Raw genomic sequence first — 7,599 nt, 5'->3', positions numbered from 1 at the left:
GGTATAACTGACTATCTCAAAATCGGTAAAACCCTACACCCCACACCCCACACCCCACACCCTGCCTCCACCAACAAACTTTTTGCCGCAAACCCTAGCTACAGCAGTTATCTCAATGGTGAGATAGCTATACTTTGCCGGCGGCGATCGAAGCTTTTAAAAATCGTTAACTGATGCCAAGCTGAATATTTTCTGGAATTTTATTCCTCTCCGGAGACTTCCAATGACTCTGCCAGTGAATTATCTTCAATTTCTATCTCATCAATTGTATCATCAGTTAAGCCCAACTCTTTCTTGGCGAACACACGCCTTGCACGACGATCAAGAATTTTGATAATATTGGTTCTATCTTGTTTAATTGCATCAATGTCTTCTTTTTGTATCAACACCATATAGTATCTCGATACTTCCATCATTCGATAAGCATACTGAAAAGCGTCTCTAGTAAATTCACCAGTAGTCACAATCATAACTACGTCAGACCCTGTTACGAAGGTCATACCAACTTCTTTGGCTAATACTTCTACATCTACTCGCTTTGTATTTTTACACTGAATTTGCCAACGATGATAAACAAAGCGGTCTGATGCTGCCAGAACATCTACTTCACCCTGTCCAGTTTCATAGTCTCTTTTCCGCCATTTTGTGAATCTAAGACTGGTTAGACGAATCATCCAAATCGCCAGCAGTTCAAGAGCTTTACCTTTAATATGTTTGTCGGGATTATCTAGGTCATTAACAACATCTTCAAAACTTCGATTTAGCTCGGTTTGGGAGATTTCTGTAATATCGGATATAGATTGTAATAATCTAGATAACAGTTCCATCTGTGATTTCTCGGTAAGCTTGACAAGATTAGGTTTCGCTCCTCGTCCACCAGTCGTTTTCTCAGTTGCAATTAAGCCGACTTTTACTAAAGGTTGAATAATATCCTGAACAAAAGATTTCGAGGGGAATCGTATTTTATAAACACTGGTGGCGTATCTGGTAATTTTATTCCACTCGGTTAGCTCAGTAATCGCCATCTGAAGCATAGCCAGTAAAAAATATTTTTGTTCGGGACTAAGAGTATAAAGCTCGTCAATATAGTCTTGATCGAGTTCCAATAGATCATAGACTCGATCCCAGTTAATCTCATAACTTTTCTCCAGGACTTTAGCTTCTTGTAACCATTGTCTCATGGTACTAACATAAGTACAATTGGTCGAGAGTGAATACCCCATTTCTTGAAGTTCGTAAGCGATGATTTCTAGCTGGGGTTTATCTCCCCTGCTATTAATTGCTTCTATCGCTTTTATTAGGGACATTCCAGTTAGGTTAACAAGAATATGGCGAGCAAAAATTGAGAAAACTGTCTCAGTATCTTGTTGATTGTCTAATATTTCATTAGCGATATCCGTGAGTCGATACTGCCAATCATCACCATCAATTGATTCAACCAACTTATAAGCACGAAGGGAAAGAAATGTATTCATGGCAAGTTTGCCACGATTCTCTCCTTTCTGTAGATCGTTTTGGCTGGAATGGCCAGCATAATAACGTTTAGCAATCTCATCCTGAAGCACCCGACGATCAGGAAGACAATCAGAACAAAGTTGTACTAATTCAGATACTTGAAATTGCTTAGGAGAAAACTGGTCGCCGTAGGTAAATCTGATGATTTTTTTGTCTGTCATACTATCATCGCTGGCAGGAAACAAATCTAACTGAACAAAAGGTTTCTGAGTATCCATGGTCAAGCTTTTGTCAAGACAATCATTAGCCAGTTCTAAGGCTCGTGCTTTAAGAGTTTTTCTATCCTTTATAGGAGCTACGACTAAAGGAGCATCTTGTTCAAATCGAAACTGCGACGCTATCATATAATCTTCATTTAATTCAAACGCTAACCAACGACGCTCAAGGGTTTCAGCTACTCGTCCTGTCATGTTTGAACCAGCAAAAGGATCGAGAACTAAATCACCAGGCTCAGTACAGAGACTAATAACAAATTCGGGTAAAGCTTGCGGAAATCTAGCAGGATGGGGTTTCACCCCTTCTTCCTTACATCTTCTTTGATAGTAATCATTAGATGCCGTGTTAGAAGCAGATATAACATTTACTGGCTGCCCTAAATCATTCTCTAAAATCCAGTTGAACTCTCCCAGGACTGGACTACCTATAGACGCGCCTCTTTCCTGAATAGAATCAGTAATAATATTTGGGGGAATAGCTCCTCCTCGGTCATTCTGAAATTTAGTAGAAATATCATGTCCTGACGGGCGCAGTTTTGCCTCATAGCCATTTTTAATCAGGTTTTTCATTGCCTCGCTATAAGGGCGTAAAACTCTCTTGTTATTTGCTTTCGGGTGCGGCTCCTTCGATAACCACCAAACGGTATTGACAGCATCCTTGACTCGTTCCCTCCTGACTGTCACCCATTCTGCCGGGGTAGGAAGTTTGGCTGGATTATACCAAAAAAGTTCTTGGGCGAGAAAAAAACCTAGTCCACCTTCTAATCTCGGTTTACAAAGTTCTATAACTAACTCGAAATGATACAGAGAACGCACGGGAAAACCTTTAAGCCAACTACCACCAATATCTATAACTAGGGAGCCTTTGGGCTTGAGAATACGATAAAATTCACCAGCAAATATTTTAAACCATTCAACGTAATCATCAGCGTCCACATTGCCATACTCTTTTTTTCTTACTAAGGCAAAAGGTGGGGAAGTACAAATCAAATCGACACTCTCATCCGGCAACTCCCCCATCAGTGTCAGGCTATTACCCAAATAAGCGGAACCAAGCCGAGTCTCATAATAGGGATTTCGGCTGATTTTGATTAAACCATCGTACTCAGTAACAATTGGCACTACTTTATTTTCTAGCTATTTTTCCTAACTTCTAACCCTGGTTATCGGTAACGGGTCGATGTTTCTCGATCAAATCGATCGCCTGGGTGACACTTTCGGGGAAAATTACCACTAAACCACCCTCAGAAACCGTGCTTAAAGCCTTCTCTAAAGCCTCCGTTTCATCGAGAATAACTTCCGGACGCAAACTGGCATTTTCTTGGCTAATTCCCCGGAGAATTAAATCGGCCACTTCTCCCCGGCGGCGACCGCGAGTATCGTTATCTTCCTTAACAATAATTCGATCGAACATAAGCGCCGATAATTTCCCTAATAAAATTAAATCATCATCGCGTCGATCGCCAGGTCCCCCAACCACGCCGACTTTTTCCCCGGACCAATTGCCGACAAAACCGCCGACGGCTTCGTATCCGGCGGGATTATGGGCATAATCGATTAAAGCGTGATGGTGTCCCAAGTCAAACAGGTTCATCCTGCCGGGGGTCTGGGCCACGGAAGGTTTAAAAGTCCGCACCCCTTGGCGAATTAACTCGATATCGATACCCTGCACAAAAGTGGCTAAACAGGCGGCCAGGGCGTTAGCAATCATAAAAGGAGCCATTCCCTGCATAGTCACGGGAATATTGACCGCTTCCTCGATTCTCAGCGTCCATTCTCCCTCTAGAATCGACAGATAGCCATTCTCATAAATGGCGGCCATGCCACCGCGACGGATATGGTCGTGAATAATCGGGTTATCGGGACTCATGGAAAAATAAGCGACTCTTCCCTTGACTTTTTCGGCCATACTAGCGGTCAAGGGGTCATCGGCATTTAAAACCGCGTAACCCTCAGCGCTAACCACCTCGGCCACAACGCTTTTTACTTTCGCCATTTGTTCAATGGTGTCGATATCGCCGATACCCAAATGGTCGGCGGCCACATTTAACACCACCCCCACATCGCACTGATTAAAGGCTAAACCCGATCGCAGGATACCACCCCGGGCCGTTTCTAACACAGCAATCTCTACTGTGGGATCCTTCAAAATCATACTGGCGCTGTAGGGACCGGTGTTATCGCCCTTTTCTACCAGATAATCATCGATATACACGCCGTCCGTCGTGGTAAATCCGACTACTTTCCCCGTTTGTCGGCAAATATGAGAGATTAAGCGGCTAGTGGTGGTTTTGCCGTTAGTTCCCGTAATTGCCAGAATTGGCACGCGACTGGGAGTCCCGGGGGGGAATAACATATCGATAACTGGAGCGGCGATATTGCGGGGTAAACCGCGACTGGGGGCGACGTGCATCCGAAAACCGGGAGCGGCGTTGACTTCTACGATTACCCCGTCCACTTCTTTCAGGGGTTTGCGGATATCATCTGTCACCACATCGATCCCGGCAATGTCCAAACCGATTAATTTTGCCACTCTTTGGGCGATCCAGACGTTTTCGGGGTGAATTTCGTCGGTACGATCCACAGCGATGCCGCCGGTGCTTAAATTAGCCGTGGCTCGCAGATAGGCGATCTCTCCGTGGGCTAAAATGCTGGTTAATTCATAGCCCTGTTTTCCTAGCACATTAAGGGCGGTTTTGTCAATAGTTATTTTAGTTAAAACGTTGGCATGACCGTCACCCCGGTTGGGATCTTGATTAGTAATTTCGATTAATTCTTCTATAGTTGAGCGTCCATCACCGACGACGTGAGCGGGAATCCGTTCGGCCACGGCGGCGACTTTGCCGTTTATGACTAAAATTCGGTGATCACTGCCTTTATAGTACCTTTCCACGATCACGCTGCGGGTTTTCGAGGCGGCACTGGCCAGATCATAGGCTTCCTCTGCTTCCTGTTGATTTTTGATGTCGATGCTGATGCCCCGGCCGTGGTTGCCATCGAGGGGTTTAATCACGATGGGAAACCCTCCCACTTCCTCAATTGCCGCTGACAACTCATCCAAGTATTGAATCACCGTACCCCGGGGGACGGGAATCCCACCATCCTTGAGGATAGTTTTCGTGCCTTCCTTGTCACAGGCCAACTCAACGGCTAAAATCCCCGAAAAACTGCTTAAAGTGGCTTGAATGCGCTTTTGGTGAACGCCATAGCCCAATTGCACCATGGCACGAGCGCTCAGGAGTAGCCAGGGAATATTTCTAGCTTGTGCTTCTTTGACGATGGTTTCGGTACTCGGACCGAGGGCGGCATTATTGCATAAATCTCGTAAATCGGCTAAATCCTGTGCCAATTCTTCCTTAGGATAGGTTCCCGTATCGACAATCGATTGACACAAACGCACGGCAGCCCGACCCGCATAACGTCCCGCTTGCTCCTCAACGTACTCAAATACCACGTTATAGACTCCGGGGGTGGAAGTGCTTCTAGTGCGACCAAACCCGACGGGAGTTCCCGCCAATTCCTGCAATTCTAGGGCGATATGTTCGATGATGTGGCCCATATAAGTGCCAGTGCGGACTCGTTCAAAGAAACCGCCGCGATAACCGGGGGAGCAGTAATGTTCGACTAAACTGGGGAGAACGTCGATTAATCCCTCGTAAAAGCCTGGGATTTCATTCGATGGCTTCTCTGCGAGATCTTCGAGATCCAGACGCATAACAATGAGCTTGTCGCGACGAATACTCCAGTAGTTGGGACCGCGCAGGGTTTGGGTTCTGAGAATTTTCATGATAGAGCTGATGTTCGCTGTTGAGAAGCACAAAGAAGCCGTTCTTTATTGTCTGGTTTTCCGAGATGGGTAAACTGTTCATCGTGAACAGTTTTTCAGGAGTTTTTTTACCCCAATTTAGCGATCACTTGCTGTTTTTTGAGATGATAGCCATCACCGTAGGAAAGAATATGCACCCGCAAATTATGCAGACTCAGGGGTTCGTTAGCGGTGACGTGATGGTGGTTGGTGTGGGACATTTCCCTAGCATCAATTACCGTCACTGTACCGCAGCCGATTACTGTCATCGTGCCATCCCGTTCAAACATAGCGCAGGTATCCTCATCGATGCCAATTCCTAAACGTTCGGGATAACCAGAGATAGCACTCATTAGCCGGGCCATGCGGTTGCGATTGTGGAAGTGTTGATCGACAATGACTTCAGGAATGAGACCTAATCCCATGGCCATATCCACTAGGGCGCGATTGGGTGCTTCCCCGCTGCTGCCCCCAGCAATCATGTGATGACCCATAACGGCGGCCCCGGCGCTAGTTCCAGCCAAGGTCAGTTCTCCCTGTTGCACTCTTTGTCTGATCCTTTCCATCAGGGGGGTATCGGAGAGCAAACCGCATAAACGCAGCTGGTCGCCTCCGGTCATAAATACACCTGTACACTCTTCGATGTAGGCCTGGAATTGGGGGTCTTCTCCCTGTACGCGATCACGAATATCGATAACTTTGACGTATTTTGCCCCCATTTCCTCGAAAATCTTCTGATAGCGATCGCCGATTAAAACTGGTTCTCTGGAAGCGGAGGGAACAATAGCGATCACTGCTTCACTACCCCCAGCGCGATTCCAAAAGGTATGCAGTATCTCTTTACCGTGGACTTTATCCTCGGCACCTCCAATGACTAAAATCGCCGTTTTGAGAGATATGGGGGTAGGATTTTGGTGGTGTTGGGTTTCTAGCTCGATGATCATGTCACTGAACGAATAGACATTTTTAGGGATGGAAGGTTTTTCGGGAAGATGTACAGGTATCTTGATCTTATTTTCCCTGAGCGGTTGACGGAAAAAAATGCGGTTTAGGAATATTTTTCGGGACATCAAGCAATAGTAGAGGCGATTTTAGCAATTTTCTTCGATCCACTGGCAATGACGGACTGTTAGTTAACTTTTAGTCTAGGCTAGACTTCGATCACTCAAGCTAGAGCCAGAAAAAACCCTAGACAGTACAGCATAGTCTATCATGTTATCGAGATAGACTGGCGCAAAATTAGCAAGATTTTAACCGATCGAACCGTGACAAAATGATACATTAAACACTATCCCAGTCTAGGCCTTAATTTTCCCCGTGCAGTTTGACATTATTACTCTCTTTCCCGATTTTTTTACTTCACCGCTGCAGTCGGGGTTGTTGGCAAAAGCTCTCGAACGCGACATCGCTAGGGTAAATTTGGTCAATCTTCGGGATTTTGCCCATGATAAACACCGTCGTGTCGATGATGAACCCTACGGTGGTGGTGTAGGAATGTTATTAAAACCAGAGCCAATTTTTGAGGCGATCGAGTCTTTAGAAATTTTACCACCCCGGGAGATCGTGCTGATGACTCCCCAGGGGGAACCTCTCCATCAAGCTTTACTGAAAACCTGGGCCAGTAGTTATCAGCAGTTAATTCTCATCTGCGGGCATTATGAAGGGGTGGATGAGCGGGTTTGTGAGCATTTGGTGACTAGAGAGGTATCTTTAGGGGATTTTGTCCTAACTTGTGGGGAAATCCCGGCTTTAGCCATTATTAACGGGGTGACGCGGTTGTTACCCGGGACGGTAGGTAAAGCAGAATCGTTGAAATTGGAGAGTTTTGAGGCAGGTTTATTGGATTATCCCCAATATACCCGGCCGCCGGTCTTTCGCGGTTGGCAAGTGCCGCCGGTTTTGCGATCGGGTAATCATCAGGATATCGCCGATTGGCGCTATCAACAACAACTGGAGCGCACGAAGGAACGTCGTCCGGATATCTGGCAAAAATGGCTAGAGGAACAGGATTAATCGCCAAAAATGCTCCCGTGGGAAGTGGGGTGTGGGGTGTGGGGTGTGGGT

General features: G+C 46.0%; 4 protein-coding genes. 1 reads left to right on the top strand and 3 read right to left on the bottom strand.

Going from position 1 to position 7,599, the window contains the following annotated elements:
• Positions 1 to 200 precede the first annotated feature (200 nt).
• The 3 genes from IQ242_RS11550 to IQ242_RS11540 form a co-directional block, all read right to left on the bottom strand.
• Positions 201 to 2,771 carry a DNA methyltransferase gene (locus IQ242_RS11550; RefSeq protein ID WP_228020941.1) on the bottom strand — a complete coding sequence of 857 codons (2,571 nt, stop codon included), beginning with the start codon at positions 2,769 to 2,771 and terminating at the stop codon, positions 201 to 203.
• A gap of 112 nt (positions 2,772 to 2,883) precedes the next feature.
• Positions 2,884 to 5,517 carry a cyanophycin synthetase gene (gene cphA / locus IQ242_RS11545; RefSeq protein WP_193960072.1) on the bottom strand — a complete coding sequence of 878 codons (2,634 nt, stop codon included), beginning with the start codon at positions 5,515 to 5,517 and terminating at the stop codon, positions 2,884 to 2,886.
• Between the two features lie 107 nt (positions 5,518 to 5,624).
• A complete protein-coding gene (locus IQ242_RS11540; RefSeq protein WP_193960074.1) occupies positions 5,625 to 6,479 on the bottom strand; it encodes a cyanophycinase in 855 nt (284 codons plus the stop codon).
• Between the two features lie 373 nt (positions 6,480 to 6,852).
• On the opposite strand from IQ242_RS11540, the gene trmD reads away from it, so the two are divergent.
• Positions 6,853 to 7,548 (top strand): tRNA (guanosine(37)-N1)-methyltransferase TrmD, encoded by a 696-nt coding sequence (gene trmD / locus IQ242_RS11535; protein ID WP_193960071.1) that lies wholly within the window; start codon positions 6,853 to 6,855, stop codon positions 7,546 to 7,548.
• Positions 7,549 to 7,599 lie beyond the last annotated feature (51 nt).

The sequence above is a fragment of the Microcystis sp. LEGE 08355 genome, from assembly GCF_015207185.1.
Classification (GTDB): Bacteria; Cyanobacteriota; Cyanobacteriia; order Cyanobacteriales; family Microcystaceae; genus Microcystis; species Microcystis panniformis.
The sequence above is the reverse complement of the archived record's forward strand: the minus strand, read 5'-3'. Positions and strand labels throughout refer to the sequence as shown.